The 25,987-nt window shown below is 69.6% G+C and carries 26 protein-coding genes and 1 tRNA gene; 11 read left to right on the top strand and 16 right to left on the bottom strand.

Going from position 1 to position 25,987, the window contains the following annotated elements:
- Positions 1 to 384: 384 nt before the first annotated feature.
- The gene (locus AB0I32_RS19770) at positions 385 to 750 is read left to right on the top strand and encodes a WhiB family transcriptional regulator (RefSeq protein ID WP_116673785.1); all 366 of its coding nucleotides are present in this window, start codon (positions 385 to 387) and stop codon (positions 748 to 750) included.
- Positions 751 to 862: 112 nt separating this feature from the next.
- Here the strand turns inward: AB0I32_RS19770 and AB0I32_RS19765 are convergent, their stop codons facing one another.
- The gene (locus AB0I32_RS19765) at positions 863 to 1,918 is read right to left on the bottom strand and encodes a ThiF family adenylyltransferase (protein WP_357509074.1); all 1,056 of its coding nucleotides are present in this window, start codon (positions 1,916 to 1,918) and stop codon (positions 863 to 865) included.
- Positions 1,919 to 2,071: 153 nt separating this feature from the next.
- Here AB0I32_RS19765 and AB0I32_RS19760 point away from each other — a divergent pair, with 153 nt between their 5' ends.
- Entirely contained in the window at positions 2,072 to 3,460 is a 1,389-nt protein-coding gene (locus tag AB0I32_RS19760; RefSeq protein WP_357509072.1) for a zinc-dependent metalloprotease, read from the top strand.
- A 36-nt stretch (positions 3,461 to 3,496) separates the two neighbouring features.
- Here AB0I32_RS19760 and AB0I32_RS19755 read toward each other — a convergent pair whose 3' ends face one another.
- The gene (locus tag AB0I32_RS19755; RefSeq protein WP_357509070.1) at positions 3,497 to 4,039 is read right to left on the bottom strand and encodes a M48 family metallopeptidase; all 543 of its coding nucleotides are present in this window, start codon (positions 4,037 to 4,039) and stop codon (positions 3,497 to 3,499) included.
- A gap of 196 nt (positions 4,040 to 4,235) precedes the next feature.
- Between AB0I32_RS19755 and AB0I32_RS19750 the strand changes: the two genes are divergently transcribed.
- Together AB0I32_RS19750 and AB0I32_RS19745 are read left to right on the top strand one after the other, a co-directional pair.
- Positions 4,236 to 5,336, top strand: coding sequence for a PDZ domain-containing protein (locus AB0I32_RS19750; protein WP_357509106.1), 1,101 nt, complete (start codon positions 4,236 to 4,238; stop codon positions 5,334 to 5,336).
- Positions 5,337 to 5,470: 134 nt separating this feature from the next.
- Entirely contained in the window at positions 5,471 to 8,509 is a 3,039-nt protein-coding gene (locus AB0I32_RS19745; protein ID WP_357509068.1) for a UPF0182 family protein, read from the top strand.
- Between the two features lie 67 nt (positions 8,510 to 8,576).
- On the opposite strand, the gene AB0I32_RS19740 is transcribed toward AB0I32_RS19745, so the two are convergent.
- Positions 8,577 to 9,398 (bottom strand): nicotianamine synthase family protein, encoded by an 822-nt coding sequence (locus AB0I32_RS19740; protein WP_357509066.1) that lies wholly within the window; start codon positions 9,396 to 9,398, stop codon positions 8,577 to 8,579.
- 111 nt (positions 9,399 to 9,509) lie between these two features.
- On the opposite strand from AB0I32_RS19740, the gene AB0I32_RS19735 reads away from it, so the two are divergent.
- A tRNA-Met gene (locus AB0I32_RS19735) sits at positions 9,510 to 9,583 on the top strand.
- Between the two features lie 128 nt (positions 9,584 to 9,711).
- A complete protein-coding gene (locus AB0I32_RS19730; RefSeq protein WP_357509065.1) occupies positions 9,712 to 10,701 on the top strand; it encodes a tyrosine-type recombinase/integrase in 990 nt (329 codons plus the stop codon).
- A gap of 176 nt (positions 10,702 to 10,877) precedes the next feature.
- On the opposite strand, the gene AB0I32_RS19725 is transcribed toward AB0I32_RS19730, so the two are convergent.
- The 5 genes from AB0I32_RS19725 to AB0I32_RS19705 form a co-directional block, all read right to left on the bottom strand.
- Positions 10,878 to 11,621: an SDR family oxidoreductase gene (locus tag AB0I32_RS19725; protein WP_357509063.1), complete on the bottom strand. Its 744-nt coding sequence runs from the start codon at positions 11,619 to 11,621 to the stop codon at positions 10,878 to 10,880.
- Between the two features lie 296 nt (positions 11,622 to 11,917).
- Positions 11,918 to 12,520, bottom strand: a complete 603-nt coding sequence (locus AB0I32_RS19720) for a GyrI-like domain-containing protein (protein WP_357509061.1) — start codon at positions 12,518 to 12,520, stop codon at positions 11,918 to 11,920.
- The gene (locus AB0I32_RS19715) at positions 12,513 to 12,887 is read right to left on the bottom strand and encodes a hypothetical protein (protein ID WP_357509059.1); all 375 of its coding nucleotides are present in this window, start codon (positions 12,885 to 12,887) and stop codon (positions 12,513 to 12,515) included. The genes AB0I32_RS19720 and AB0I32_RS19715 overlap by 8 nt, the downstream gene beginning before the upstream one ends.
- 93 nt (positions 12,888 to 12,980) lie before the next feature.
- Positions 12,981 to 13,304 carry a hypothetical protein gene (locus AB0I32_RS19710; protein ID WP_357509057.1) on the bottom strand — a complete coding sequence of 108 codons (324 nt, stop codon included), beginning with the start codon at positions 13,302 to 13,304 and terminating at the stop codon, positions 12,981 to 12,983.
- A gap of 122 nt (positions 13,305 to 13,426) precedes the next feature.
- Positions 13,427 to 14,275: a helix-turn-helix transcriptional regulator gene (locus AB0I32_RS19705; protein ID WP_357509055.1), complete on the bottom strand. Its 849-nt coding sequence runs from the start codon at positions 14,273 to 14,275 to the stop codon at positions 13,427 to 13,429.
- Positions 14,276 to 14,431: 156 nt separating this feature from the next.
- Between AB0I32_RS19705 and AB0I32_RS19700 the strand changes: the two genes are divergently transcribed.
- Positions 14,432 to 15,412: a YafY family protein gene (locus AB0I32_RS19700; protein WP_357509053.1), complete on the top strand. Its 981-nt coding sequence runs from the start codon at positions 14,432 to 14,434 to the stop codon at positions 15,410 to 15,412.
- A 27-nt stretch (positions 15,413 to 15,439) separates the two neighbouring features.
- On the opposite strand, the gene AB0I32_RS19695 is transcribed toward AB0I32_RS19700, so the two are convergent.
- From AB0I32_RS19695 to AB0I32_RS19685, 3 genes are all read right to left on the bottom strand, one after another.
- Positions 15,440 to 16,417 (bottom strand): saccharopine dehydrogenase NADP-binding domain-containing protein, encoded by a 978-nt coding sequence (locus AB0I32_RS19695; RefSeq protein ID WP_357509051.1) that lies wholly within the window; start codon positions 16,415 to 16,417, stop codon positions 15,440 to 15,442.
- A gap of 146 nt (positions 16,418 to 16,563) precedes the next feature.
- Positions 16,564 to 16,941 (bottom strand): VOC family protein, encoded by a 378-nt coding sequence (locus AB0I32_RS19690; protein WP_357509049.1) that lies wholly within the window; start codon positions 16,939 to 16,941, stop codon positions 16,564 to 16,566.
- Entirely contained in the window at positions 16,938 to 17,459 is a 522-nt protein-coding gene (locus AB0I32_RS19685) for a TetR/AcrR family transcriptional regulator (RefSeq protein ID WP_357509047.1), read from the bottom strand. Before AB0I32_RS19685 ends, AB0I32_RS19690 begins: the two co-directional genes overlap by 4 nt.
- Before the next feature lie 206 nt (positions 17,460 to 17,665).
- On the opposite strand from AB0I32_RS19685, the gene AB0I32_RS19680 reads away from it, so the two are divergent.
- Entirely contained in the window at positions 17,666 to 18,142 is a 477-nt protein-coding gene (locus AB0I32_RS19680; RefSeq protein WP_357509045.1) for a nuclear transport factor 2 family protein, read from the top strand.
- A gap of 468 nt (positions 18,143 to 18,610) precedes the next feature.
- On the opposite strand, the gene AB0I32_RS19675 is transcribed toward AB0I32_RS19680, so the two are convergent.
- Complete coding sequence (locus AB0I32_RS19675) at positions 18,611 to 19,606, bottom strand: GlxA family transcriptional regulator (RefSeq protein ID WP_357509043.1); 996 nt, start codon at positions 19,604 to 19,606, stop codon at positions 18,611 to 18,613.
- Positions 19,607 to 19,754: 148 nt separating this feature from the next.
- Here AB0I32_RS19675 and AB0I32_RS19670 point away from each other — a divergent pair, with 148 nt between their 5' ends.
- The 3 genes from AB0I32_RS19670 to AB0I32_RS19660 all read left to right on the top strand — a co-directional run bounded on the left by AB0I32_RS19670 (position 19,755) and on the right by AB0I32_RS19660 (position 22,089).
- Entirely contained in the window at positions 19,755 to 20,393 is a 639-nt protein-coding gene (locus tag AB0I32_RS19670) for an HD domain-containing protein (RefSeq protein WP_357509041.1), read from the top strand.
- A 45-nt stretch (positions 20,394 to 20,438) separates the two neighbouring features.
- Positions 20,439 to 21,377 (top strand): NADP-dependent oxidoreductase, encoded by a 939-nt coding sequence (locus tag AB0I32_RS19665; RefSeq protein ID WP_357509039.1) that lies wholly within the window; start codon positions 20,439 to 20,441, stop codon positions 21,375 to 21,377.
- A 73-nt stretch (positions 21,378 to 21,450) separates the two neighbouring features.
- The gene (locus tag AB0I32_RS19660; protein ID WP_357509037.1) at positions 21,451 to 22,089 is read left to right on the top strand and encodes an HD domain-containing protein; all 639 of its coding nucleotides are present in this window, start codon (positions 21,451 to 21,453) and stop codon (positions 22,087 to 22,089) included.
- Between the two features lie 33 nt (positions 22,090 to 22,122).
- On the opposite strand, the gene AB0I32_RS19655 is transcribed toward AB0I32_RS19660, so the two are convergent.
- From AB0I32_RS19655 to AB0I32_RS19640, 4 genes are all read right to left on the bottom strand, one after another.
- A complete protein-coding gene (locus AB0I32_RS19655) occupies positions 22,123 to 22,572 on the bottom strand; it encodes a nucleoside deaminase (RefSeq protein ID WP_357509035.1) in 450 nt (149 codons plus the stop codon).
- Positions 22,573 to 22,837: 265 nt separating this feature from the next.
- Positions 22,838 to 24,433, bottom strand: a complete 1,596-nt coding sequence (locus AB0I32_RS19650; RefSeq protein WP_357509033.1) for a peptidase inhibitor family I36 protein — start codon at positions 24,431 to 24,433, stop codon at positions 22,838 to 22,840.
- A 170-nt stretch (positions 24,434 to 24,603) separates the two neighbouring features.
- Positions 24,604 to 25,194 carry a GNAT family N-acetyltransferase gene (locus AB0I32_RS19645; RefSeq protein WP_357509031.1) on the bottom strand — a complete coding sequence of 197 codons (591 nt, stop codon included), beginning with the start codon at positions 25,192 to 25,194 and terminating at the stop codon, positions 24,604 to 24,606.
- Positions 25,187 to 25,825: a TetR/AcrR family transcriptional regulator gene (locus tag AB0I32_RS19640; RefSeq protein ID WP_357509029.1), complete on the bottom strand. Its 639-nt coding sequence runs from the start codon at positions 25,823 to 25,825 to the stop codon at positions 25,187 to 25,189. The genes AB0I32_RS19645 and AB0I32_RS19640 overlap by 8 nt, the downstream gene beginning before the upstream one ends.
- Between the last annotated feature and the right edge of the window lie 162 nt (positions 25,826 to 25,987).

The following is a 25,987-nucleotide window of genomic DNA, read 5'->3' as shown; positions in this document are numbered from 1 at the left end:
AGACCTTAAGGTCTGGCCCGGATTCGAGTGAGGAGGTGGGTGTCTTGGAGATGAACATGATTCCGCAGACGGATCTGCACGCGTGCACGTACGTGCTCGGCAACGAGCCCGTTCAGGCAATCGGCGCAGCTCTGCCTTTCCGCGCGCGCACTCACCGCGGAGGCAACAAGCCGTCCGCTCTCGCACCCGACTCCGCATCTCCAGGAGACTCGCCGGTCTAACGACCGAGTCATCCAGGCCGCGGAGTCCATCTAGGACCCGCGGCCTTAATTCTTGCCCGGAGACCCGGCCCCGCCAGGGCCGGCCGGCCGAGATCTAGCTCGGGGTCCTGTTCCCCCAGACGTTCATCGACGACGTTCTCTTTACAGGACACAGGAGACAACCGTGCGCCTCACTGCGCTCCTCGACACTCTTCCCCAGGGCGGTTCGGGCCCCTGGGACCCACCTCAACACCCCGTCACGAGCGGGATCGGTTCGGACTCGGCGGAGTTCAACCGGCTGATGGACACACTGCTGCCGTGCCGTACCAACGACCCGGAGCTGTGGTTCGCCGAGCACAGCACTCAGGTGGAGCAGGCCAAGGCCCTGTGCCGCACCTGCCCCCTGATCGAGGGCTGCCTCGCCGGCGCCCTCGAGCGGAACGAGCCCTGGGGCGTCTGGGGTGGCGAGGTCTTCGTCGACGGCGCCGTTGTCGCCCGCAAGCGTGGCCGGGGGCGGCCGCGCAAGTCGGAGAACGTCGCAGCGGCCTGATCCAGCCGCAGCGTCGAGTGCGCGATGTTCGCCCGGTCAACGACCATTGGTCGGGCGGACATCCCGCACTCGACGTAGGGCGCCCGCACGCGAGGCGTCCGGACGTAAGGCGTCAAGCTGGCAGGACCACGCACCCGCAGCGCGGGTGCGGCTCCGCCGGTCGGACGCGGGGGAGCCCCGCCGGGAGCGAGATCTCCAGGCATGCACCGACGGCCGCGGGCCGGTGCCCGTCCAGCTGGGCGAGCACCTGGCTCGCGGCCGTCGCCGCTCCTACCGCTGCGAGCGTCGCCTCGTGCGTCGGCTCCGCCACCTTGCGCAGCTGGGTGGCCAGCGCGGGCCACTCCCGGTCGGCGTCGGTGCGGGCCAGGTCCACGCACGTGACGCAGGCCGACCGGCCCGGCCGGACGAACGGCCCGACCACCACGTCCGCCTCCCGTACCACCACCGGCAGGTGCGGTACCCCGAGGCCGAGCAGCCGCTGGTACCGCGCAGGGTGCGCGGCGTGCGGCTCGGTGACGACCACGACATCGAGGGTCGTCGGGTCCAGCCCCGTCCCGCCCGCCCTGCTGTCGTCGACCCGCACCGTCACCCGAGGGGAACGTTCCGCCAGCATGGACCGGACGGCGTCGTCGCGCGCCTGTCCGACGTCGACGGCCCGCAGGCCGCCCAGCCCGACGTCGGTGATCTGCACCGGCAGCGGGTCGTGCAGCAGCAGCCCGCCGACACCCGCCGTCGCCAGGTGCAGCGCGACCGCCGTGCCGAGCCGCCCGAGCCCGACGACGCCGACCACCCGCCGTGCGCGGTCGGCCAGGGTCGCGAGCCCCGCGCCGTCGGGCCGCAGCATGCCGAGCACCGTCGCGTCCGCGGCGCCGTCGGCCGGAGCCGTCACCGCGCCGACGGTTGCCGGCACGGGCACCAGCACGCCCGCCCGGAACAGGGCGGTCATGATCTCGTCGCGCCGGTCGGCGGGAACACCGCACCGCGCAGCCGACTGCTCGACGGTCACGTGCCGCCGTTCGGCGATCTCCTCGAGCCACGTCTCCTCGGCGGGTGTGAGCCCGGTCAGCACGAACGACCAGCGTGGGTCCGAACCGCACTGCATCTGGCCGCCGCCGCGGCTGAGCACCGGTGTGCCCGGGCGCAGCCGGAGCAGGGGAGGGGGCTTCATGGCGACAACCATGCACGACGGCGTCGCACGCCCCCGGCCCTCATCCACAGTTCCAGAGGTATATCCAGCGCAGCGCGCGGACCGGAAAGTTCCCGTGTGCGCCCAGAGCCAAATGGACGGCGCAGAGCTTGCCCACCCGGTTACGGTGACCCTATGAGCGACCAGCACCAGCCCGGCGATGCCCCCCAGTCGTGGGAGGAGATGCTGCGCTCGATGCTCGGCGACGGCGCAGACGACGTGATGGCCGAGATGCGTGAACGCGGCATCGACCCGACCGCGCTCGGCGGACCACCCGACCCCGTGATGATGCAGTACGCGCTGGCCCAGGTGCAGAAGATGCTCTCGGCCGAGGGCACCGGACCGGTCAACGCCGATGTCGCGCACGACGTCGCGCGGCAGGTCGCCGTCAGCAAGGGCGACCCGTCACTGACCGGCAAGCAGGCCAAGGAGGCCACGGACGCGCTCGCGGTGGCCGAGCTCTGGCTCGACGCCGTCACCGACCTCCCGCCCGCCGGCGGGAAGCGGCACGCGTGGAACCGGTCCGAATGGGTCGAGGCCACGCTGCCCGTCTGGAACGAGCTGGCGGCGCCCGTCGCCTCGTCCGTCTCGGAGGCGCTGGCCACGGTGCTGCGCGACCAGCTCCCCGAGGGCATCGACGACGGCGAGGCGATCCCCGGGATGCCCGCCGGTGTCCTGCACGGGCTCGGTGGCTCCATCGACCCGACCCAGATGATGCGCCGGCTCGGCTCGGCGGTGTTCGGCATGCAGGTCGGTCAGGCCGCCGGCACGCTCTCGCAGGAGGTGTTCGGCGCCACCGACGTCGGCCTGCCGCTGCTGGACAGCTCCGACACCGTGCTGCTGCCCACCAACGTCGCCGCGTTCGCCGACGGTCTGGACGCCCCGCTGGAGGAGGTCCGGCAGTTCCTCGCCGTCCGCGAGGCCGCGCACGCACGCCTGTTCACCCACGTCCCGTGGCTCCGCTCCCACCTGCTGTCGATAGTCGAGCGCTACGCGCGCGGCATCACCATCGACCTCGACGCGCTCGAGGCGCAGGTGCGCGACATCGACCTCGCCGACTCCGACGCCCTGCGCAGCGCACTGTCCGGCGGCGTGTTCGGGCTGCAGAACACGGACGAGCAGAAGGCCGTGCTGCTGAACCTGGAGACCACGCTCGCCCTGGTGGAGGGCTGGGTCGACGAGGTCAGCGCCATCGCAGCCCTGCCGCACCTGCCGCACGCCATCCCGCTGCGCGAGATGATCCGACGCCGGCGCGCCGCGGGCGGTCCCGCCGAGCAGACGTTCTCGACGCTGGTCGGGCTGGAGCTGCGGCCACGCCGGTCGCGCGACGCGGCGACCCTGTTCTCGATAGTCTCCCGCGCCCAGGGCCCGGAGGGGCGCGACGCCGTCTGGGACCACCCGGACCTGCTGCCGGGCACGCAGGACCTCGACGACCCGTCGAGCTACCTCGTGCGCCGCGAGGCCGCGGAGAACGAGCACGCCGACGTCGACGCGGCCCTCAAGGAGATCTTCGGCGAGGACTGACCCCGCTCACGTCCTAGGGATACTCACCCGTAGGGGTCAGTCGTCCCCGTCGTCGGACGTGATGTCCCCCGGGTCGTCCTGTGCGAACGACGCGCCCTCGAGGAACCCGCGCGCCCGGTCCGTCTTGGGGTAGACCTCCAGGATCTTCCAGAACTCCGGGCCGTGGCCGGCATGCAGGAGGTGCGCCAGCTCGTGCAGCAGCACGTAGTCGAGCACCCAGGACGGCATGCCCTGGAGGCGGGTCGAGATGCGGATGGAACCGTCCAGCAGGGTGCACGACCCCCAGCGCCGGCCCTGGTTCGTGGACCATCGCACGCTCGAGGGCTTGGCATGGCCGTCGAGATACTTGGCGGAGAGCTCGCCGGCGCGGTCCATCAGTTCTTGGTCGGACGGACGGCGGCGCCGTTCCTTGTCCTCCAGCCGGGCCACCATCTTGGCCACCCACTCACGTTCCTGGGCCCGAGAGAAGCGCGCGGGAATGGCGACGATGGTCCGTCCACCGTCGCGGTATGCGCTCACCGTCGCGGTGCGACGGCGGCTCCGGCGCACCTCCACGGACGTCAGGGCGTCGTGGGCCACGGAACGACCGTAGCGTGTTATCGGCGCGACGTGGGGTATAACACACCGTTCAAGTGGAAAATCTTTGCACGACGGCATAGGGATTGGCGTAGAGGGACGGCGTGGCGATCGGCACCCTGCGATCCGCGCCGCGTCGCCGTCGGGCGGCTTTCACGGAAACCTCAGCCAAGTGAGGAATGATGGTCCGGTGACCGATATGCGCGACCGCCAGCACGCCCCGCAGCCCGACCCGTCGCCGTTCGACGACACGCCGGTAGAGGTCGCACCGATCTCGCGCCGCACGGTGACGCTCGGCGTCTCGCTGCTGGCCACCGCGGTCCTTTCCGCGGTGGCGCTGGTGGTGCCGACGCCGTACGCGATGCGTTCGCCGGGGCCCACCGAGGACACGCTGCAGCGGAACCTGATCCAGATCGAGGGCGCCCGGACGTACGAGTCGACGGGCGAGCTCCGCCTCACGACCGTGTCCGTGCTGGGCGGACCGGGTTATCCGATGCTGTCCGGCCAGGTGATCCAGGGCTGGCTGGACCCGAAGCGCTCGGTGCTGCCGGTGGAGGCGATCTTCCCCGAGGCGACCACCGAGGAGCAGCAGAAGGAGCTCAGCCAGGCGGAGATGGTGTCGTCGCAGGAGTCCGCGACGGCGGCTGCACTGACCGAGCTCGGTTACGACGTGCCCGCCGTCCTCGACGTGGCCGGGACGGAGCCGGGCTCCGGGGCCGAGGGCAAGCTCTCCGAGGGCGACGTGATCGTCGAGTTCCAGGGTGAGCCCGTCGGCACCTACGCCGATCTCATCGACGGGCTCGCCGAGACGAACCCGGGGGACGACGTGACGCTCGGGGTCCAGCGGGGCAAGCGCACGACCGACGTCGTCATCACCACGTCGGGCAACGGCGAGCGGGCGGTGCTCGGTGTCTTCATCGACCCGCGCTACGACTTCCCCGTCGACGTCTCCATCGAGATCGAGAACATCGGCGGGCCCAGCGCGGGCACCATGTTCGCGCTCGGCATCATCGACAAGCTGACCGCCGAGGACGAGGCGAACGGAAAGGTGATCGCCGGCACCGGGACGATGAGCCCCGAAGGCACGGTGGGCCCGATCGGGGGCATCGAGCAGAAGCTGTACGGGGCGGTCCGGGACGACGCGGAGTGGTTCCTCGCACCGGCGGACAACTGCGCCCAGGTGGTCGGCAACGTGCCCGCCGGGCTGAACGTCGTGAAGGTCGCGACGCTGGCCGAGGCCCGCGACGCCGTCGAGCAGATCGGACGGGGCGAGGGCAGCGACCTCCCGACGTGTTCCTGACCTCCCGGTGGAGTAGTTGACCGTGTGTTGCACATCTGGAGGATGTGGGAACCTTGTGCTGGGAACCTTGAGCAGAGCCCGGCCGTTCCACCTGGGTACGGCCCAACCATTTGATGACGTGAGGTAACGCAGTCGTGTCCTTCGCCGCAGCACCTCGCCGCCCTTCCGGCGGCGCCCCCCGAGCCCGACGACGCAGTCCGCTGGGGGTGGCGATAGTCGCGGTCGCCGCCGTGATCGCAGCCCTGCTTCTCCTAGCCCAGTTCTGGACCGAGGTGATGTGGTTCGGTCAGCTCGGGTTCTCCCGGGTGATCTGGACCGAGTGGGGCATGCGCGCCGCCCTGTTCGCCGGCGGATTCCTGCTGATGGCCGGATCCGTGTTCTGGTCGTTCACCGCGGCCTACCGGTCCCGCCCCATCTACGCGCCCAGCACTCCCGAGCAGGCGACGCTCGACCAGTACCGTGAGGCGGTCGAGCCGCTGCGCCGGGTCGTCATGGTCGCCGCGCCGGTCCTCGTCGGCTTCTTCGCCGGTGTCGCTGCCTCCGCGCAGTGGCGGACGGTGCTGCTGGCGTTCAACAGCGAGCCCTTCGGCGAGACCGACCCCGAGTTCGGCATGGACCTCGGGTTCTTCGTGTTCCTGCTGCCCGCGCTGCGGTTCACGGTCGGGTTCCTCATCTCGGTGGTCGTGATCGCGGGCATCGCCGGGCTGATCACGCACTACCTCTATGGCGGCCTCCGGGTCGGCCCGGCCGCGGCGGGCGGTCCGCGGACCACCACCGCGGCGCGCGTCCACCTGGCCATCATCGGCGCGGTGGGCCTGCTGCTGATCGCCGGCAACTACTGGCTGGACCGGTACTCGATCCTGACGAACGCGGGCGACCGGTTCGACGGTGCCTCATACGCCGACGTGCACGCGGTGATCCCTGCCAAGGGCATCCTCACCGTGGTCGCGATCTTCGTCGCCGCGCTGTTCATCGTCACCGCGTTCCGTGGCGACTGGCGCCTGCCGGCGATCGGCGTCGGCCTCATGGTCGTGTCCGCCATCGCCATCGGCGGCATCTACCCCGCCGTCGTGCAGCGGTTCCAGGTGAACCCGAACGCGCAGGAGCTGGAGGCCGAGTACATCCAGCGCAACATCGACGCGACGCTGACGGCGTTCGACATCGACGACATCGAGAAGGAACAGTACGACGCCACGACGGAGGCGGAGGAGGGTGCGCTGCGTGCGGACGCCGACACCGCGGCCTCGATCCGCCTGCTGGACCCGCAGATCGTGTCGCCGTCGTTCCGTCAGCTGCAGCAGAACAAGCAGTACTACAACTTCAACGACTCGCTGTCCGTGGACCGCTACGAGATCGACGGCGAGTCCCGCGACACCGTGATCGCGGTGCGCGAGCTGAACCTCGACGGCCTCGGTCAGGACCAGCGCAACTGGGTCAACGACCACACCGTGTACACGCACGGCTACGGCGTCGTCGCCGCGTACGGCAACCAGCCCGGCCCGGACGGCCGTCCTGCGTTCTTCGAGGGTGGCATCCCGTCGCAGGGTGCGATCACCGACATGGAGGGCGAGTACGAGCCGCGCATCTACTTCAGCCCGAGCACCCAGACGTACTCGGTCGTCGGCAAGCCGGAGGGTGACCCCCGCGACCCCTGGGAGCTCGACTACCAGGCCGACGACGCGGACGACGGCGGCCAGGTCAACACGACCTTCGCGGGTGACGCCGGCCCGGAGGTCGGCTCGTTCGGCAGCAAGCTGCTGTACGCGCTGAAGTTCGGCGAGGAGCAGATCCTGTTCTCCGACCGTGTGACGAGCGAGTCGCAGATCCTCTACGACCGTGACCCGCAGCAGCGCGTCAGCAAGGTCGCTCCGTGGCTCACCCTCGACAACCGGGTGTACCCGGCGGTCGTGGACGGTCGCGTGAAGTGGATAGTCGACGCGTACACGACCAGCGACGCCGTTCCCTACTCCACGTCGACGCCGCTCGACGAGGCCGTCGCGGACACGCTCACCACTGCCTCCGGCGCTCCGGTCGAGCTGCCGGAGGAGGTCAACTACATCCGTAACTCGGTGAAGGCCACGGTCGACGCCTACGACGGTTCGGTCGACCTGTACGCCTGGGACGCCGAGGACCCGATCCTCAAGGCCTGGACCAACGTCTTCCCGACGTCGGTCAAGCCGATGGAGGACATCTCCGCGGACCTGATGAGCCACGTGCGCTACCCCGAGGACCTGTTCAAGGTGCAGCGCACGCTGCTCAGCCAGTACCACGTGACGGACTCCGCCGAGTTCTTCTCCGGTCAGGACTTCTGGAACAACCCGGCCGACCCGGTGTCGGACGCTGCCACCGCGCCGCTCCAGCCGCCGTACTACCTCACGCTGAAGATGCCTGGGCAGGAGGAGTCGTCGTTCTCGCTGACGTCCACCTTCATCCCGGGCGGTAACACGGACCGCGAGGTGCTCACCGGCTTCCTCGCCGTGGATGCCGATGCGGGGAACGAGGCGGGCAAGAAGGCAGAGGACTACGGGAAGCTCCGCCTGCTGGAGCTGCCACGAGACACGACGGTGCCCGGCCCCGGTCAGGTGCAGAACAACTTCGACTCGAACCCGACGATCTCCGAGCAGCTGAACATCCTGCAGATCGGTGCGTCCACGGTGCGGCGAGGCAACCAGCTGACCCTGCCGGTCGGTGGTGGTCTGCTGTACGTGCAGCCCGTGTACATCCAGTCGACAGGTGGCACGCAGTTCCCGCTGCTGCGCAAGGTGCTCGTCGCCTTCGGTGACGACATCGGGTTCGCGGACACGCTCGACGAGGCGCTGGACCAGGTGTTCGGCGGTGACTCGGGTGCCCAGGCGGGCGACGCGGGTACGGCCGAGGACGAGGCGCCGATCGCTCCGCCGACAGGTGAGGGCGAACCGGGTACCGATCCGACGCCCGAACCGTCGGGCGAATCCTCGGGTGAGCCGAGCGGCGAACCCACCGGCGGCGCCGGCGCGGGTGGCACCGGGTCGCTGGACGCCGCACTGCAGGAGGCAGCCGACGCCATGGCGGACGCCAACGCCGCCCAGCGTGACGGTGACTGGGCCGCCTACGGCGAGGCGCAGGACCGCCTGCAGCAGGCGCTGGAGGACGCGATAGCGGCCGAGGAAGCGCAGAGCGGCTCGGCGGGCTGACACCAGCCGACGCGCTCTGAGCGCACCATGACGAAGGCTCCCCGGTGCTCGCACCGGGGAGCCTCTGTCATGCTCGGCCGAGCCGGCGGGCCACCACCACCGAGTTGACGACGTCGTCGGTGGGATGGACCACTTCCAGCACCTCGAATCCGGGCATGGCACGCAGGTCCACCGGCGGGTAGAGGAGGGTGCGCAGGCCGCGCGCGCTCCGCGCGAGCAGCATGGCGCCGGGCCGCATCGAGCCGGCCATCTGCGCAATGATCGCCGCCTTGGCGGACGGCGTCGCCCCTACCAGTGCGGCGAGCACCACCGCGTCGTGCGCCGCGAGGTCGACGTCGGCGGCGTCGGCCTGCTCGAACCGGACCTGTGGGGTTCCGATCCGCGTGGTGACCCGTCGGGCGAGGGCGACCGCGACGGGGTCCCGGTCCAGGCCGACGACGGGGCAGCCGAGCGCGTCGGCGTACCCCACCGTGCTCAGGGGGAGCGGCCCGCAGCCGAGCACTGCGACGGACGCCGGTGTGCCGCCCGAATGGGTGAGCAGGCGCACCTCGAGGGCGGTGAGCCGGTGATAGTTGTCGAGGTACGGGAACTCGCCCAGTGCGGACACCGGATCGGGCGCCGTCGTGATGCGCTCCGCCCAGGTGTGCTCGAGCGCGGTCTCGCCGCGTGCCGAGAGCTCGCGGACGACGTCCTTGCGATCCTTGATCTCCGGGTGCGCGAGGATCTCGAGGGCCTGACGGTCGGGCGCCGCGAGGACCGTCTGCACCAGCTCGCCGAAGAGCGCGTTGGTGCGGGGGTCCGGTCGCAGGTGGGGGAGTGCGGCAAGCTGGTCGGTGAGACGGACGATCCGGTCGGCAGTCAGGGTGGTGGCGCTCAGCTCCGTCGGCATGAGGATGATCGTTCCACGGCCGCATCGGTTCGATCGCTTGTGACCTGCGTCTCTACCGCCCGACCCGGTTTGCACTCAGCCCCCGGGCGTGCGTAAAGTAGGGGTTACCGCCGCGGGGTGGAGCAGTTCGGTAGCTCGCTGGGCTCATAACCCAGAGGTCGCAGGTTCAAATCCTGCCCCCGCTACAAAGTCAGGCCCGGAGATCTGCGGATCTCCGGGCCTGAAAGGTTTGTAGAACTTGAGCACCGCAACAGAAACGCAACTTTCCGTAAGTAGCGTGCGAGCGCACTGGCCGCCCCGTAGTAGTTCGGGCATGACGACACTTCTCGAACCTGTCCCGATCCACACCGGCCGCGGCTTTTCCGGCCTGACGGCTGAGGACGCAGCCCGTGTGGCGGCAGCGATCTCTGCTGAGCGCGCTCCGTCGACGCTGGCCTCGTACGCCTCGGCCTGGCGCCTCTTTGTCAGATGGTGCGCGGGCCGTGGGCTGGCGTCGTTGCCTGCCGATCCGGCGACGGTGTGTGCCTACCTGGCAGAGCGGGCAGAGCGTGGTCTGGCCAACGCCACGATCACGGCGTGCTGTGCTGCGATCGGGTACGAGCACCAGCGGGCCGGCGTCCCGGACCCGATCGTAGACCCGACTGTCGGGAGGGTGCGACGGGGCCTGCGACGCATCCTCGGCGTCGCGCCCCGTCGGCAGGCCCGTGCATTGCTGACCGAGGACATCCGGTCCATCGTCGATCAGATCGACAAGCGCACCGCGGCGGGCGCACGGGACCGGGCGCTGCTCCTGCTCGGCTTCGCTTCAGCCCTGCGCCGGTCAGAACTGGCGGAGATGGCGCTCGACGATGTCTTGTTCGTGCGAGACGGTGTCCTGCTGAACATCCGGCGGTCCAAGGGAGACCCAGATGCGGAGGGGCAGGTGGTCGCGGTCGCCAGCGGTGTGAACGCCGGGACCGATCCGGTGGCCGCGCTCCGCTATTGGATCGCCGTGCGGGGGACCAGGCCGGGGAACGTGTTCACCAGGGTTCGCTCGAACGGCCGCGCGACCGTCGAACGTATCAGCGGCCACACCGTCAGGTGCATCATCCGCACTCGGGCTGCAGCTGCGGGGATCGAGAGCGAACGGGTCTCGGGGCACTCGCTACGTGCCGGGCACGCCACGGCCGCCGCCCTTGCCGGTGTCCCATTGGACAGGATCGCCGCCCAGACCCGCCACAAGGAGATCTCCACGCTCGTCCGGCACTACATCCGCCCGTTGGACGCGATGGCAAACACGTCGAGCCGGTCGCTGGGACTGTGAGTTCCTGAAGGGCGGATCCGATGCGCCTGAGCTAGGCCATCTCCCCTCCAGGCAGGGTCTGTCGTGCCTGGAGGGCTTGTGGTGAAACCGCTGCACGACGTGGGCCGACTCCTACCGCGCTGTGAATGCGATCGAGCACCCGGAAGGGCTGACCCGCAAGAGGCCACGGTCGAGCATCAGATGTCGAACCCTCCGGAAACTTCGATCGACTGGGCGTTGATCCAGCGGTTGTCGTCGGAGAGCAGGCTCGCGATGACACCACCGACCTCTTCGGGTTCGCCGACCCGGCCCAGTGCGGTGCGGCCGGCCAGCTGCGCCTCGAACTCGTCGTTCAGGCCGCCGCCCAGCTCGGTGCGGATGGCGCCGGGTGCGACTGAGTTGGCCCGGATCCGGCGGTCGCCGAACTCCTTGGCCATGTAGCGGGTCAGCACCTCAAGGCCGCCCTTGAAGCTGGCGTACGGCGCGACACCGATGGTCGCCACGCGGCTTGTCGCGCTGACGAGGTTGACGATGTGACCGCCGTCGGTGATCAGGGGCAGCAGGGTCTGGGTGAGGAAGAAAGGGCCCTTGAGGTGCACGCGGAACAGGCCGTCGAACTGCTCCTCGGTGACCGTGGCGATGGGGTTGTAGAGGCCGTAGCCGGCGTTGTTGACCAGGTAGTCGAAGTCGGTCCGGCCCCAGGTCTCCTGCAGAGTGCTGCTGACGCTCGTGGCGAAGGCCGGGAAGGTTGTGGTGTCCGTGACGTCGAGCTCCAGCGCTACCGCCTTACCACCGTCGGCCTTGATCTTGTCGACGACGGCCGCGGCCGCGGCCGGGTTGCTGTTGTAAGTGATGATGACGCCGAGGCCGCGTCGGGCGCAGGCGAGTGCGGTAGCGGCGCCGAGGCCGCGGCTGCCGCCGGTGATGATCACGATGTTCATAACCCTGAGTCTTCGGCCGCGGCAGCGGCCGGGGAAGGACGCAGCTGCCTAGGAGTGCCACACCCTGGATGCGAGATTCTCGCCTCGTACCGCCTCCGCGCGGGTGTCATCTCGCACGGAGTTCATCCCGAGGCGCCTGGGAGGAAGGTGTGTGTGCGACCCCGTAGGGGTTCAGACACCAGGAGAAGCCCAGGAGCTTTCCGTTGCCAACACTGGGGCAGCGGTGCCGGCCGTAGTGGTCGGTACCGCTGCCTGCTCGGACCGGGAGCGGGCCGCCTGACAGCGGTCGGCGACAGTCAGGCCACGGGATCCCGCAGGATCGTGCGCAGCGTGTCCTGCGGGGTCTCGCTGGTGTAGGCGTCGAGGTACATCTCCCGGTGGGGCCCGTTGCGAGCCACGCCGGTCCGCTCGGCGAACCGGCCGAGCCGGTCGAGCGTGGCGAGCTCGCCCGCGAAAGGTCCGTGGTGCATCACCTGGACGGCGGTCTCCTCGGGCAGGTCGAACAGCTCGAGCCGGTCCTGCGCGGTGTCCGAAGGGCTCCCCGCCGCGAGACGAGCAGCCGCGATGTCCTCGTCGCTGGCTGTGGCTCCGACGGCGGCCATGAGGCGGTAGTGCAGCTCCGAGACGGGGTTCACGCTGTAGAAGTCCGCGATGCCGACCGGCGTCGAGCCCTCGGGGTACCAGTACTGGCCTTCGGCCACCGGCTCCGACGCACCGGGCGACGACGCAGGGGCGAGCGCCCGGGCGACGTCGACGATCAGCGCCTTCTTGCGGTAGTACTCGTCGTCGCCCGGGGCTCCCGCTCCCGTGACGAAGACGTAGCGAGCCGCGGGCGAACGGACGAGCTCCGGCTCGTCGGACGCGGCGAAGTGATCGGTCAGGGGCAGCGCGTCAGCCACGGAGCCCACCTCCTATCTTCTGCATGGTCTCGGCGTAGGCGGCGGGGAGGTCGACGTCGAGCTTGTCGGCCAGGACGAAGAGCCACCACATGCACTCGGCGAGCTTGTGCTTGAGCTCGGCGTCGACGTCGCCGGCGATGTCCCAGGTGCGCTCGGCGGCCAGGACGAGGCGGCCCACGTAGGCGGCGTCGTTGGTGAACCCGACCGCCAGCTCGGGCAGGGTCCAGGTGCGCTGCAGGATGCGCTGCTCGATCTGCTCGTACAGCGCACGCACCTCCAGCGCGGTGGCGTCGGCGTCGGCCAGGGTCAGCCGGGCCGCGTCGTGCTCGGCCCCACTGCCTGTGTCCGGGGACTTGATGCCGGTCATGTTGATTCCTCTCGGTCGTGAACGTGCTTCGACGCTAGGTCGCTTCCCGGACAGGTCCGGTCCGGGAAGCAGGGAGCGCCCGGTCACACCTGGTCAGCTCCCCGCGACGGCGGAGGCTTCGACGCCGTGCAGGACGGTGGTCAGCTGCCAGTCGACGCTGCTGTGGTCGATCGTGGCGTGGACGGGGGAGTCGCCCATCTCGCTGGTGATGCCGCCGGCGCCGGCCCGGGCGTGGGCCATGCTGTCGTAGGCGACGATGTCGACGACGGTGCCGTCGTCGCGGACGGTGATCCGCCGCCACTGGAATCCGGGCTGCCGCCGCAGGTATTCGTCGATGTCGGCGTTCGCGGTGACGAAGTCCTCGGGGGTGAGCCCGGGGGCGGGGCGGAGTGTGGTGATCTCCAGAATCTGTGCCATCGAAGTGCCCTCTCGTGGTGGTGCGCACCGGGGGTCCGGTACGGCTCCAGCCTGCGGTGCACGGGACGGTGGAGAAGGCAGTGGCTCCCGGGGTGTGCCACACCCTGGTTGCAGAGGGCGTCCTACTTCGGGTCGGCGTGCTTCGTGGAGGCCGCGCGGTCGGCCGCGATGGTGCCGAGCAGCGCGAGCGAGTCAGCGCTGGGCGACCCGGCCGCCGCGGTGGCGACCGTGAGCTGCTGCCCCGGCGCGTCCCGGCTCTCGAACGTCTGGTAGACCAGCTCCAGCTGCCCGACGGCGGGGTGGTCGATGCGCTTGGTCGTCGCGCTCAGGCCGGTCACACGGTGGTCCCGCCACAGGCGCGCGAAGTCCGGGCTCTCGTCCTTCATCCGGGTCACCAGTGCGGACACCTCCGGGTGCACGGGGTTGTATCCCACCGCCAGACGAAGCGCACTGACCGCGGCGCGCGCGATGTGCTCCCAGTCCATGAAGTACCTGCGTGAGGCGGGGTTGGTGAACAGGTAGGGCACGGCCCCCTGGGCTACCTGCTCGGTGCCGAGCAGCTCCCCGGCGACGGGGTTGGTCGCCAGGATCCGGAAGGCTGGGTTGACGACGTACGCGGCGACGTCCGGCATGCTGTCGAGCAGGCGCAGCATGTCCGGGCCCACCCGGTCGCTCGTGGGCAGCGTGGCCGGTGTCAGGCGGGCCAGCCGGAACGCGTGCGCCTGCGCGTCCGGGCCGAGCTGAAGGGCGGTGCAGATCGCCTCGACGACCTGGGCCGACGGCGTCCGCTCGCGCCCCTGCTCGAGGCGTGCGTAGTAGTCGGCACTGACCCCCGCCAGGACGGCCACCTCCTCCCGCCGCAGGCCCTTGACCCGCCGGGAGCCGGCTGTCGGCAGGCCGACGTCCTGCGGGGAGACCCGGGCGCGCTGGGCGGTGAGGAACTCCCCGAACGCGTTCTCTCGTGTCGCCATGCGTTCGAGGCTACGCGCGGGCGCGTCATCGAGCCGGGGTGTACCTGCCTGGGTGCGGTGCACCCAGGCAGCGCCTGGAGTACCCGTACGGCGGCGCGACCCGCGCGGCCGCCCGCGTCCCGGCCGAGCACGGGTCCGCTCCTATGCTGGACAGTTGTGATCAGCACCTCCTCGCGGCTGCTCCAGCTGCTGTCCCTCCTGTGGTCGCGGACGAGCTGGACGGCCGGCGAGCTCGCGCAGCGCATGGACGTCACGGAGCGCACGGTGCGTCGCGACGTCGCCCGCCTGCGCGACCTCGGCTACGACGTCGAGTCGGATCCAGGCCACTGGGGTGGCTACCGGCTCCGGGAGAGCCGCAGCCACCTGCCCCTCGTGCTCGACGACGAGGAGGCGCTGGCCGTCAGCGTGGCGCTGCGCGAGGCCGCGCAGACCAGGGTGCTCGGCGACGACCAGGCGGTGCTGTCGGCGCTGTTGAAGCTGCGCCAGCTGCTGCCGGCCCGGGTGGCGTCCCGGCTCGGCGCGATGGACGACGTCTTCGAGCACACCACGCGGGTCTGCGGGCAGCCGCTCTCTCCCGGGATGCTCGCCGGGCTGGCACAGGTCTGCCGGCGCAGCGAGCGGATCACGCTGTCCTACCGGAGCATGCAGGGGACCGATACGGTGCGCGACGTCGATCCGTACCGCCTGGTCTTCACGGGGAACCGCTGGTACCTCGTGGCCTTGGACGTGGCCAAGGGAGCCTGGCGGACCTTCCGCGCCGACCGCGTGGTCGACGTCCACCCCACCGGCCGGGTGGTGCGCCTGCAGGACCCGCCCGACGCCGCACGGATGGTTGCCGAGATGCTCGTCAGCGACTACCCGATCTACGCCGTCGTGCGCCTGCCGCTTTCGCTCGACGACGCGATGCGCACGGTGCCGCCAACGGCCGGTACGCATGAGCCGGACGGGCCGCACGCCACGATCGTGCGGATCGGCGGCACGGACGCGGAGTCGCTCGGGGAGTACCTGATGCGCCTGGGGGTTCCGCTGACGGTCCTCTCCCCGGAGTCCGTGCGCGAGGCGGTGCGACGACGCGCCGTGGCACTGGTCGAGAGCAACGGCTCGGCCGGGGCGACGAGCTCGTCGCCCCGGCCATAGCGCAGGCGCCGTCGCCCGGGGCTGCTGTCAGAGGTCGACGATGGTGGTGTCCGCAATGCTGGTGGCCAGCTCCGGGCCGTAGGCCGAGGCGGGACTCTGGAACCCGGCGGTGAACTGCCCGTCGAGCACCCGCCGCGCGATCTCCACCGAGCTGAGCTGCGTGAACGTGTATCCGGTGGGGGTGTCGATCAGCGACCGTGCCGCCCCGCCGTCACGGCCGGTCACCTCTGCGATGGCCAGGTAGCGGCCCTGGGTGCGTTCATCCGCGGTGGGTCCGGCGTCAGCGGGGTCGACGTCGGGGAAGCCCGCGTCGGTGCCCAGGAACACCTCGATGTTCCCGATGCCGGTCGACCTCAGTCCCGTGATCAGGTCGCCCATCGGGACCGGCACGCAGTCCTCCGGGCCGTTGCCGAAGTCGAACGACCGCGTGGTGGCCGTGTCGAGCCGGGTTAGCTCTCCGGACCTGCGTACCAGGGTGCCCAGGTCCTCGATTCCGGCAGAGCTGGCCAGCGACCCACGGGAGAAGCTGCCGGTCACGCGCAGCGCGATCGTGAGCTTCTCGGCACCAGGCACCCGGCGGGCGGTGTGCAGGGCGAGGCTGTCGCTCGGGACCACGTCCCAACCTGTGCCGGACATGATCATGACGCCGGCACGAGACGCTTCGGCGTCCTTGGACTCAGCCAGCGCGAAGGTGTCGAACTCCGCTGTCGTGTCGAGATAGTGCACGCCGGCCTCGATGGCCGCGTCCATCAGCTGGCGGGCCGTGTGCCGGAACGGTCCGGCGACATTGAGCACGCAGTCGACGTCCTGCAGCGCGTCGCGCACCGCGTCGGCGTCATCGACGTCAAACACGCGAGACGCGACGCCCAGCACGCCTGCCAGCTCGCGGACCTTTCCGGCGTCCCGTCCGGCCACCGTCACGTCCAGACCGATCTGCACCGCCCGCTCCGCGACTAGACGACCGGTGTACCCGGTCGCGCCGTAGATCAGCAGTCGTCCGCTCATAGCTGAGGTTCCTCTCGCAGGCCGGGCCTTTCCCGGTTCACCTGCACGTTATGGACCGACCAGGACAGGTCGGGTCCGCAAAGCGGCGCTGGTCGTGTGATCCAGCGGACACGGGCACGATTCTCAGCGTGGCGCTCGGTCGGTCCTCAGCGGGTGATGCAGAACGGGTGGCCGGCGGGGTCCAGCAGAACCCGGCGCTTGTGGGGCAGTGGCTGCACGTCAGGTTCGACCGCCCCCAGAGCGAGGAGCCGGGCCTGGGCAGCGTCCAGGTCGTCCACGCCCAGGTCGAGATGGACTTGCTTCGGCACGGCGGAGTCCGGCCAGGTCGGTGGGCGGTAGTCGTCCATACGGTAGAAGCCCAACCCGGGCGAGCCCTCGCGGCCGACCAGGACGAAGCCAGGCGTGGACACCGTGACGGGCAGGTCGAGGGCTTCGCTGTAGAACTGCGCGAGCCTCACTGGATCCGGGCAGTCGAGCGTGATGGCCAGCAGGCGGACGGCAGGATCAGGCCGGGAGCTTGTCATGGCGCCGCCGTCCGCGGGTGCTGCATCCAGTCGGGCAGGGCGGCGTACAGGCGGCGAGCAATTTCCTCCGGCTTGCCGTCGAGACCGTCCCCGAGCGTGGCCGACAGGACGCCGTTCATCCCGCAGGCCGTGTAGATGTCTTCGACCGCGCTGTCGGCGTCGGACTGCTGCTCGTCGCCGCCGAACTCGTGCCGAAAATTCCGGATCTGATCCACGAGAAGATCCCCGATACCCATCAGTCCACTGGGTGACTGCCACGTCGAAGCCAGCAGGAAAAGGCTTCTGCGTCGCCGAAGGGTCTCGAGCATCGTGTTCAGTGTCGCCAACGCCACCGAGGCCGGGTCCGCGCCGAGCTGACGATCACCGAAATCGAGGGCCCGCAGGGCACGGAAGTCGCTCGTGATCACGTGCACAGCGGCGTGCTCGACCGAGTCGAAGTGGTTGTAGAACGTCGCCCGATGAATCCCAGCCGCCTCCGCCAGTGTGGAGACCGAAGGGCACGTGTCCGTCCGCTGCATGAGGTCGGCCAGCGTCTCCGCGATCGCCTCTCGCGAGCGCGTGAACCGCGGGTCCTCACCAACCACCGCGGACCGTTCACTCACCATGAGCCGCACCGTACATGAGGTTCCTCTCCACGAGCGCTTCCGACACACACCCTATTCGACAGGTGTCGATTAGAGGGTTACGTTGATCTCAACATCGCATCGTCAGACAAGGAAGCGTCATGTCGGTCATCGACAGCACCACCACCCCGACGGCAACAGCGGACAAGCTCGCCGTGGTCGAAGCCCTCTACCGCTACGCGGCCGGTCTCGACCTGCGCGACCGAGCCCTCCTCGCGTCGGCGTTCGCCGAGGACGCCGTGGCCGACTTCGGGCCCGCCACAAGGAAGGCCGGCTTCGACTACCCAGAGGTGCAGGGCAAGGAAACGATCGCCGCAGCCCTGGCCGACTCGCTCAGCAAGCTGGACACGACACACTCCGTGAGCAACCCGCGGGCCAGCGTCGACGGCGACACCGCGAGCCTGGAGGCCATCGTGGCCTGCCAGCACCTGCCGCGTGGTGACCACTCACGCCACGTCCTGATGACCAACCGGTACAACGTCGACCTCGTGCGACAGGATGACGCCTGGGTCATCCAGCACCTCACCGTCGACAACGCCTGGACCGAAGGTGACACCACCGTCCTGTACGGCGTCTGACGCCCGAAGCCCTACGCGGGAGGGCCGAGCGGATCACGGCCTGGTGGGCACCGGTGCCAGCGTCGGCTGGCTCCACCACGATTCGAGCCCCGCAACAAGAACGCAACAGATTCAGTCCTGACAGGACCAGCCGCGCCCAAGCGCCTCCATCCAGGCTGCGCTAGCGTCGTCCCTGTCAGTTGGGATATCTCCCGAGAAACCAAGGCAGATCCCGCCGACTCCAGACCTTTCCGTAGCGGGACATCTCGGGCACGCCGAGTTCCAGAGGTCGCAGGTTCAAATCCTGCCCCCGCTACAAAATGAGGCCCTGACCAGTAGAAATACTGGTCAGGGCCTCAGTCTTTTCCCGGGCACGAGGCCCCCGATGTCGCGGGCGAGCCCGTGGTTGCCGTGCCCTCCGGCACGGCAACGGCTATGAGCGAGTCGCTGGTCCGCTTCCGGCTCCTCGGCACGCCCGAGTTCTTCTCCCTAGGCCTGAATCTGGATGCTGGGTTGGCCCTCTGGTCCCCATGCGGAGGCGAACCGCCGCTGGTAGGCGACCGGGCTCGACGACACCTTTCTGGCGAAGACGCGTCGCATGCTCTCGTAGCTGGGGAACCCGGCGAGCTCTGCGGCGCGGGTAGCGGTGTGTCCTTGATCGAGCAGGGCTCTGGCCAGGTCGAACCGGATGTTCTCCACGTAGCGGCCGGGCGTGGTGGACAGCTCGTCGTGGAAGAGGCGTGTCAGGTGCCGGGTGCTGACGTTGAGGTGCTTCGCGAGGTCGCCCAGGGAGTACTGCCCGCCTGGGTTGGCGGTGACGAGGTCGGTGACCGTGCGCAGCGCCGGCGAGCGTGGCGGCGGGCCGTGCAGTGGTGCCGAGAACTGGGACTGTCCGCCGGCTCGTTGCATGTACACGACCAGGGCACGGGCGACCTCACGGGCCAGGTCAGGTCCGTGGTCCTCCTCGACGAGTGCGAGCGCGAGGTCGATACCGGCGGTTATCCCGGCCGATGTGTACGTGGTGCCGTCGCGGACATAGATCGCGTCGGGCTCGACACTGCAGGTCGGGCACCGGGCGGCGAGCTCGTGCGTGACCTTCCAGTGGGTGGTCGCGCGCTTGCCGTCCAGGAGTCCGGCGGCGGCGAGGATGAACGCCCCGGTACAGACCGACACGACCCGTCCGGCCGCTGTCGCCGACTTCCGGACGGCATCCGCCAGATCACGAGGGACCGGGGCGCCGGGATAGATGTCGGCGCCCGGGACCAGCAACGTGTCGACACGTCGAGAGGTCACCGCACCGTCGACGGCGACCCGGACGCCGATGTTCGACGTGACGTCGGCGCCGGCTGGTGAGACCAGGGTCGTCCGGTAGGTCGCACCCAGCCGGTTCGCCTCGGTGAACGCCTGCGCGGGACCGGCGAAGTCCAGCAGCGTCACCCCGTCATGGACGAGGATCGCGACGTCGTGGGGCAGGGGCGTTGGCACTGTTCATTGGTAGCACATGGCCGTCGACATGCTCTGTCCGGATATCAGGGATTCCTGGCCGGACGAGGGCGGCGCCGGGCCGTGTCCAGGGGGCAGCATGGAGGCAGGACACACGGTCCACGGAACGACATCCTGAGAGCACGAGGCCATGTCAGAGCTCACCGCCTGGCTGGAGATCCCTGAGACAGCAGCGGTCGCTGAAGCGACCGTGCTCGCCCAGGAGGCGACCAGCCCGCTGATCTATCACCACTCGCAGCGAGTCTTCTTCTTCGGCCTGCTCCACGCGCGCAGGCTCGGTGTGGATCTGGACCCGGAGCTGCTCTACGTGGCGGCGATGTTCCACGACGTCGGCCTGCTGATGCCCTTCTCCGAGATCGAGCAGCGGTTCGAGGTCGACGGCGCCGACCATGCCCGCCAGTTCCTCCTGCGCAGGGGGTTCTCGGCAAGTGCAGCGGAGAGGGTCTGGACGGCGATAGCACTGCACACCACACCGGGCATTCCCGGCCGGATGGCCCCGGAGATCGCGATGACGCAGCTCGGCGTCCTGACCGATGTGCTCGGGTTCGGCCTGGACGCCCTCGAGCATGACCAGGTCGAGGAGATCGTCGCTGCCCATCCGCGAGGGGACTTCAAGCGTGAGTTCCTGCGGGCGACCGTCGAGGGTCTCAGGCACCGCCCCGAGACGGCGAACGGCACCGTGAACGCCGACATCCTCGAACACTTCATCCCCGGCTTTCAGCGCTCGACGACCGTCGAGCGGATCATCGGCGCACCGTGGCCGAGCTGACAGCGACTCCGAGACGACCCTGAAACAGTTCTGGAAGGAATGACGATGCGAGCCATCATCGTGAGAGACCGTGCCGCAGGTCTGAGCGGTCTGACGTCCATGGACATGCCGTACCCCCATGCCGCGGAGAACGACGTCATCGTGCGTGTGCACGCCGCGGGCTTCACGCCCGGTGAACTCGACTGGCCCGCGACGTGGACCGACCGCGCTGGGCGCGACCGGACCCCTACCATCCCCGGGCACGAGGTGTCCGGCGTGGTGGCCGAGCTCGGCTACGGAACGACGGGGTTGAGCGTGGGCCAGCGCGTGTTCGGGCTGACCGACTGGGCCCGGAACGGGACCCTGGCCGAGTACGTCGCGGTGGAGGCCCGCAACCTGGCCCCGCTGCCGGCCGGCATCGATCACACCGCGGCTGCCGCACTACCGATTTCCGGCCTGACTGCGTGGCAAGGACTGTTCGACCACGCCCGACTCACGACCGGCCAGACCGTTCTCGTCCACGGCGCTGCTGGCGGCGTGGGCTCGATCGCCGTCCAGCTCGCGCACGAGGCGGGTGCGCGCGTGATCGGCACCGGTCGGACGGACGACCGGGACGTCGTTCTCGGCCTGGGTGCGCGCGGGTTCCTCGACCTGGCGACGGACGACCTGGCCCAGGTGGGCCCCGTCGACGTGGTGTTGGACGTGATCGGCGGCGACGTCCTCGACGCGTCGATCGCCCTGGTGCGCCCCGGTGGAGTGCTCGTCACGATCGCGCATCCGCCGGCCGTGCAGCCCACGGACGGCAGGGCGGTCTTCTTCGTCGTCGAACCCGACCGCGTCCGCCTGGCTGACCTTGCCGAGCGCGTCCGGACCGGCCGGCTCCGGCCCATCGTCGGCGCCGTGCGGCCGCTGTCCGAGACCGCGGACGCGTTCGCACGCCGCCACCGCGTCTCCGGCAGGACGATCATCCAGGTCGCGAACGAACAAGAAGCACTCCACCCCTAGGACCTGGCGCGAGGGCGGAACGGAACGGGACCCGGTCGGTCCCGCAACCACTACTCGGATCGAGGAGACACACATGCCTGAAACCATTGCCGGGATCACGATCCCGGACACCGAGCTCGTTCGCGACGCGACGGCCGTCGTGCGGCAGTCCGCCGACGACACGCTGTTCGACCACTCCCGAAGGGTGTTCCTCTGGGGGATGCTCAAGGCGGCCGCCCAGGGGCTGGAGGCTGATCCGGAGCTCGCCTATGTCGGCGCGATGTTCCACGATCTGGGTCTCACGTCGTCCTACCGCACGCCGGACCGCCGGTTCGAGATCGACGGTGCCGAGGCCGCGTACAACTTCCTCCGGGAGCACGGCCGCTCGCACGACGAGGCGCGCGACGTCTGGCTCGGCATAGCGCTCCACACCACGCCAGAGGTTCCGCACCACTTGGCACCGGAGGTGGCAGTGGTCACGCTGGGCGTGGAGACCGACGTGCTCGGCATCGACCTGGACCGGATCACCGAGACGCAGCGTGCACAGGTCGTCGCGGCTCACCCGCGGCCGGACTTCAAGAACCGGATCCTGCATGCGTTCTACGACGGCATGGCAGATCGGCCACGGACGACCTTCGGCACCATGAACGACGACGTGCTCGCCCACTTCGACCCGGCCTTCCGCCGGCAGGACTTCGTGCGGACCATCCTGGACAACACCTGGCCCGAGTGACCGCCCTGCGACAAACCTCGGGTCGGGACCGCGTCAGCTGATGCCTTCGGCTGGTCGGTAGTAGGCGAGGACGGGGCTGCTCGCCTCGTCGAACAGGGCCGGGCCGTCCTGGACGACCGGCGGCCAGTCTCCCGACTGCGGGTTGAGCTCGACGAGCTGTTCGGTGGCGAGGGCGTAGACGACCCTGCCGATGCCGGAGCGGATGATGCCGCCGGCGCACATGGTGCAGGGCTGGCAGCTGGTGTACATGGTGGCGTGCGAGGCTGTGTCCGGGTCCAGCTCGCGGGCCGCCCAGCGCGCGAGCTTCAGTTCCGGGTGGGCGGTGATGTCGTTGTCGCGCCGCACTGTGTTGTGGGCTTCCACGAGGATCGTGCCGTCCGGGCCGGCCAGCAGGGAGCCGTAGGGCGCGTCGCCCACGGTGACTGCGTGGGCCGCGATGCTGATGGCGCGCCGCAGGAGGGTCTCGTCGGCCGGGGTGATCATGAGGGGTTCCTCCAGAGTGTGGCTACGGTGGTGAGTGCGTCCCAGGCTGCCTGCGGCTGCCGGGTCCCTTCCGGGCGTGATCACGGGCACCACGCCACGATCGATCTGGCCAAGGTCGGGTACCCGGTTCTCGCCGTCGTCCGGCCGGAGTATCCCGGTAACCGCCATCAGCCGTTGCGGAAGCTGCGATACGTGCGTGGACATGGCACGGTCCTGCCACCGAGGTCGGTGACAGGACCGTACCGGTCCAGCGCGGGCGCAAGGATCACATGTTCACGCGGATCCCGAAGTCACCGCCGTAGACGTTCGTCACGTGCACGCTGGTCGAGGTCCGGGGCGACGACGCCTCGACCATCTGGCCATTACCCAGATATATCGCCACGTGATAGGTGCTCGACCAGCCGCCCCACATGATCAGGTCGCCGCGCCGCAGGTTGCTCATCGAGACCTTTGTGCCCTTGCTCAGGTGCGCACCGGTGTACGTGCCGATGTCGACGCCCGCGCCCTGCCAGAACGCGTACTGCGTCAGGCCCGAGCAGTCGAACCCGAACCGGTTCCGGTCGTCGTAACCGCCCGGGCTGCAGCAGACGCCGTAGGTCGGGCCGTACTTGTTGCCGCCGCCCCACGAGTAGGTGTAGCCCTGGCCGGTCTGCGCCAGCGCGGCCTGGATGACGCGCTCGACCTTCTGCGCGTAGTCACCACTGGTGTCCCCACCGGGAGCGCCCGGGTCGACGGGGCCGCTGGAGACGGGGCAGCCGGCCGTCGTGACGAACTTGTGGGAGGCGTTGTTCTGGGACAGCGTGCTGTTCAGCCGGCCCTTGAAACCTGCGGCCACCTTCTGCGAGGAACCGCCGTAGTAGCTGTTGTAGTAGATGCAGACCGTCTTGCTGGAGCGGTTCCAGACGGAGGCCGCGTTGTTCTTGACGCACTCGCCCTGGCCGGTGCCCGCACCCTTGTAGTCGAAGCACGACGGCTGCGTCGCGCCGTAGTCACCGGTCGAGTCGGTGAAGTCCGAGATGGACCCCGTGTTGTCGCCGTTGTGGAAGTAGCAGAGCTCACCGGTCTCGCAGGTGCCGCTGCGCGAGCCGCCGCCGGGAGTGGTGGCGCCGACGAACTTGTGGGAGGCGTTGTTGTTGTAGAGGGTGCTGTTGAGCTGCCCCTTGAACCCGGCGGCGACGCTCTGGTAGGAGCCCCCGTAGTTGCTGTTGAAGTAGACACGGACGGTCTTGCTGGAGCGGTTCCAGACGGAGGCCGCGTTGTTCTTGATGCACTCGCCCTGGCCGGTGCCCGCGCCCTTGTAGTCGTAGCAGGTGGGCTGCGCGTCGCCGTAGCTGCCGGCGGACTCGGTGAAGTCGGAGACCGACCCCGCGTTCCGGCTGTTGTGGTAGTAGCAGAACTCGCCGGTCTCACAGGTGCCGCTGCGGGCGCCGGTGTCGGTCCCAGCGGTCCCGACGAACTTGTGCGAGGCGTTGTTGTTGTACAGGTCCGCGCTGAGCTGTCCCTTGTACCCCGCGCCGATGTTCTGGTAGATGCCGCCGAACGCGGTGTTGAAGTAGACGCGGACCGTCTGGCCCGACCGGTTCCACACCGAGGCGGCGTTGTTCTTCACGCACTCGCCCTGGCCGGCGCCGGAGCTCTTGAATTCGTAGCACGACGGCTGGGTGGCGCCCAGGTCGCTCATCGACCCGGTGAAGTCCGAGACGGACCCCGCGTTGTCGCTGTTGTAGTAGTAGCAGAACTCACCGCTGTCGCACTTCCCGTCCCGGGCTGCGGCCGACGCGGGTGCCGCCACACCCACGACGGCAGCCAGCATCGAGGCCAGCAAAGCGATCACCGCGAGAAGCGCAGGCGCTCCCCTCATGAATGTTCTCCCCTCAACAGGTCGCACAGAGACCCGGTGGTTCAGCCTGCCGGTGCGGTATTCCGCACCGGCTAGGGAGACGTTCGCACCTCCTGGAAGATCCCGGAATGGGAAGAGCTACCCATACCCGGGGGCGACGCGCGTCCCTGTCACCACTGGGCCACTGGCGATCAGTCCCGTGCGAGGCTCATGGAGACGTACGCGGCGAATCCTGCCCGCTTCGCGAACCGGACCGGTCGCCGGACGGACTCGGCGAAGCCGAGCTTCGTGTACAGGCCCAGGGCCGGGGCGTTCGTGTCCTTGATGTCGCGGAGGACGTACTCCTCGTACTCCGGCAGCGCCATCAGGTGGCGCATGAGCGCGGTCGCGACGCCGCGTCCCTGGAATCGCGGGGCGGTGGTGACGAAGCCGATCTCCGCGAGGCCGGCCCGCGCGCCGTCGTACGCCCCGAGGAACTGGCTGCGGACGATGAGGTAGCTCATCGTCCCGTGGACGGGGCCAAGATGCTGCCGGATCCTGTCCCACCGCGGGGCGAAGCACTCCTGGGTGCCCTCCGTGACGGACGCGATGGCCGCCGGTTCGCCGTCCACGACGGCGACGTAGAAGCGGTCGAGCAGGAGCATGTGCTCGAAGGCGTCCGTGAGGACGCGCGAGTCGTCGGAGAAATAGGCGAAGTCCTCGGCGAAGCCGCGGACGAGGACCTCCGTGATCCCGCGGCGGTACGGCTCGCCCAGCTCGTCGCCGCGCTTGACCTCAATCATCGTCGCTCCCTGCTGTGAGTGTGGCTGTCGGTGTGGCGGCTGTGAGCATGCGGAGCACCAGCTCGGCGCTGGGCAGGTTCACGTCGTGGCCTAGCGCGAGGCGCAGGGTGGTGAGGCCGGAGAGCGTCGCGAAGTAGCACACGGTCATGGTGTCGGGGTCGCCGTCGGCGAGCTGTCCGGCCTCCTGGCCGCGGCGTACGACGGCGGAGAAGGCCTGCCAGAGCGTTCGGTGCGGCGCCAGCAGCCGCGCCCTCGTCCCGGCCGGGGTGTCGGTGCTGAATCCTTGGCTGACGACCTCGGAGAACTCCGCCGCGCCGTCGTCGGCGGCCAGGTCCGCCAGGTAGGCGGTAGTGAACTCGCGGACCAGGTCGATCGGTGAGCCCGGCCCTTCGAGGCGTGCCGCCGCCGCGGCGAGGCCCGTGGTGGCCTGGACCAGGAACTCGTCGAACAGCTCGTGCTTGGTCGCGTAGTGGCGATAGATGGACCCGACGCTCAGGCCGGCCTCCGCGGCGATCGTCCGGATGCTCGCGGCGGTGAACCCGTCCCTGGCGAAGACGCGGATCGCCGCGGTCTGCACGGTCTCTCGCGTCGCGGTCCTCAGCGCCTCGTTCTGTGCGGTGGTGCGGGGCATCGCGCCTCCTCGTGGCTGCTCACCAGGTTGAATGAACGAATGTTCATTCTATCAGGCCTGATCGGGTCCGCCGGAGCGGTTCCGCTCGCCGACGGCTCGCCGTCGTCCCGAGTTCACCCGTTCGTCAGCGGCCGGCGCTTGCATGGGTTGACCGGCCAGCAG

This window comes from Promicromonospora sp. NPDC050249, from assembly GCF_040656015.1.
GTDB lineage: Bacteria > Actinomycetota > Actinomycetes > Actinomycetales > Cellulomonadaceae > Promicromonospora.
The sequence above is the reverse complement of the archived record's forward strand: the minus strand, read 5'-3'. Positions and strand labels throughout refer to the sequence as shown.

Excerpts from the sequence above, each read along its gene's own strand:
- AB0I32_RS19705 (WP_357509055.1), bottom strand. The coding sequence starts at position 14,275 with ATGGCGACACGAGAGAACGCGTTCGGGGAGTTCCTCACCGCCCAGCGC.
- AB0I32_RS19655 (WP_357509035.1), bottom strand. The coding sequence starts at position 22,572 with ATGATCACCCCGGCCGACGAGACCCTCCTGCGGCGCGCCATCAGCATC.
- AB0I32_RS19740 (WP_357509066.1), bottom strand. The coding sequence starts at position 9,398 with ATGCCGACGGAGCTGAGCGCCACCACCCTGACTGCCGACCGGATCGTC.
- AB0I32_RS19645 (WP_357509031.1), bottom strand. The coding sequence starts at position 25,194 with ATGATTGAGGTCAAGCGCGGCGACGAGCTGGGCGAGCCGTACCGCCGC.
- AB0I32_RS19685 (WP_357509047.1), bottom strand. The coding sequence starts at position 17,459 with ATGCAGCGGACGGACACGTGCCCTTCGGTCTCCACACTGGCGGAGGCG.
- AB0I32_RS19695 (WP_357509051.1), bottom strand. The coding sequence starts at position 16,417 with ATGAGCGGACGACTGCTGATCTACGGCGCGACCGGGTACACCGGTCGT.
- AB0I32_RS19670 (WP_357509041.1), top strand. The coding sequence starts at position 19,755 with ATGTCAGAGCTCACCGCCTGGCTGGAGATCCCTGAGACAGCAGCGGTC.
- AB0I32_RS19650 (WP_357509033.1), bottom strand. The coding sequence starts at position 24,433 with ATGAGGGGAGCGCCTGCGCTTCTCGCGGTGATCGCTTTGCTGGCCTCG.
- AB0I32_RS19725 (WP_357509063.1), bottom strand. The coding sequence starts at position 11,621 with ATGAACATCGTGATCATCACCGGCGGCAGCCGCGGCCTCGGCGCCGCT.
- AB0I32_RS19660 (WP_357509037.1), top strand. The coding sequence starts at position 21,451 with ATGCCTGAAACCATTGCCGGGATCACGATCCCGGACACCGAGCTCGTT.
- AB0I32_RS19690 (WP_357509049.1), bottom strand. The coding sequence starts at position 16,941 with ATGACAAGCTCCCGGCCTGATCCTGCCGTCCGCCTGCTGGCCATCACG.
- AB0I32_RS19665 (WP_357509039.1), top strand. The coding sequence starts at position 20,439 with ATGCGAGCCATCATCGTGAGAGACCGTGCCGCAGGTCTGAGCGGTCTG.
- AB0I32_RS19710 (WP_357509057.1), bottom strand. The coding sequence starts at position 13,304 with ATGGCACAGATTCTGGAGATCACCACACTCCGCCCCGCCCCCGGGCTC.
- AB0I32_RS19765 (WP_357509074.1), bottom strand. The coding sequence starts at position 1,918 with ATGAAGCCCCCTCCCCTGCTCCGGCTGCGCCCGGGCACACCGGTGCTC.
- AB0I32_RS19730 (WP_357509065.1), top strand. The coding sequence starts at position 9,712 with ATGACGACACTTCTCGAACCTGTCCCGATCCACACCGGCCGCGGCTTT.
- AB0I32_RS19640 (WP_357509029.1), bottom strand. The coding sequence starts at position 25,825 with ATGCCCCGCACCACCGCACAGAACGAGGCGCTGAGGACCGCGACGCGA.
- AB0I32_RS19760 (WP_357509072.1), top strand. The coding sequence starts at position 2,072 with ATGAGCGACCAGCACCAGCCCGGCGATGCCCCCCAGTCGTGGGAGGAG.
- AB0I32_RS19750 (WP_357509106.1), top strand. The coding sequence starts at position 4,236 with ATGCGCGACCGCCAGCACGCCCCGCAGCCCGACCCGTCGCCGTTCGAC.
- AB0I32_RS19680 (WP_357509045.1), top strand. The coding sequence starts at position 17,666 with ATGTCGGTCATCGACAGCACCACCACCCCGACGGCAACAGCGGACAAG.
- AB0I32_RS19715 (WP_357509059.1), bottom strand. The coding sequence starts at position 12,887 with ATGACCGGCATCAAGTCCCCGGACACAGGCAGTGGGGCCGAGCACGAC.